1 protein-coding gene is annotated in these 1,149 nt (G+C 70.0%); it reads left to right on the plus strand.

Going from position 1 to position 1,149, the window contains the following annotated elements; genetic code table 11:
- Positions 1 to 1,149 (plus strand): condensation domain-containing protein (locus tag ACFC1F_RS43440; protein WP_376167363.1); only part of this gene is annotated, 1,149 nt, incomplete at both ends.

Consider the following 1,149-nt stretch of genomic DNA (forward strand, 5'->3'; position numbering starts at 1 on the left):
GCCCCATCGTCCTGCGCCTGACCGGCGACCTCGACCGGACCGCACTGGCCCAGGCCCTGCGCGACGTCATCGCACGCCACGAAGCGCTCCGCACGGTGTTCGCGGTGTCGGGTGGTGAGCCGTACCAGCGGGTCGTGGGTGTGGACGAGTTGGTGTGGGACCTGCCGGTCGAGGAGGTCGTGCCGGAGGAGCTGTCCGGGGCGGTGGAGCGTGCGGTCTCGTACGCGTTCGACCTGTCTGCCGAGGTGCCGGTGCGGGGCAGGTTGCTTGCCGTCGGCGTGGATGAACACGTGCTCGTCCTGACGGTCCATCACGTTGCTGCTGACGGTTGGTCGATGGGCCCGCTTGCCCGGGACATCTCCACCGCCTACGTGGCCCGTCGCCAGGGTGCGGCGCCGGTCTGGTCGGCGCTGCCGGTGCAGTATGCGGACTACGCGCTGTGGCAGCGTGAGCTGCTGGGCGAGGACAGCGATCCCGAGAGCCGGATTGCGCGGCAGATCGAGTTCTGGCGTCAGGCCTTGGCGGGGGCGCCGGAGGAGCTTGAGCTGCCCTTCGACCGTCCCCGGCCGCCCGTCGCCTCCCATCGCGGCCACAGCATCCCGTTGCAGGTGTCCGCCCACACGCACGCCAGGTTGGTGGAGTTGGCGCGTGCGGAGGGTGTGACGCTGTTCATGGTGTTGCAGGCGGGGTTGTCGGTGCTGTTGTCGCGTCTGGGTGCGGGGACGGATGTTCCGATCGGTTCGGCGATTGCCGGGCGGACGGACGAGGCGTTGGACGATCTGGTCGGTTGCTTCGTGAACACGTTGGTGTTGCGGAGCGATCTGTCGGGGGATCCGACGTTCGCCGAACTGTTGGTGCGGGTGCGGGAGTCGGGGCTGGCGGCGTTCGCGCATCAGGATGTGCCGTTCGAGCGGCTGGTGGAGGAGCTGGCCCCGGCTCGCTCGCTGGCCCGGCAGCCGCTCTTCCAGACCGTGCTGACGATGCACAATACCGGGGATGCGGCGCTGGAACTGCCCGGCCTGGAAGGCGAGCGTGTGCTCACCACCCGTCCTGCGGCCAAGTTCGACCTGGACGTCATGGTGGGTGAGGCCTTCGACGCCGAGGGTGCGCCGGCGGGGGTGCGCGGCACGGTGACCGTGGCGGCGGACC

Source organism: Kitasatospora sp. NPDC056181 (assembly GCF_042266225.1).
Lineage (GTDB): Bacteria > Actinomycetota > Actinomycetes > Streptomycetales > Streptomycetaceae > Kitasatospora.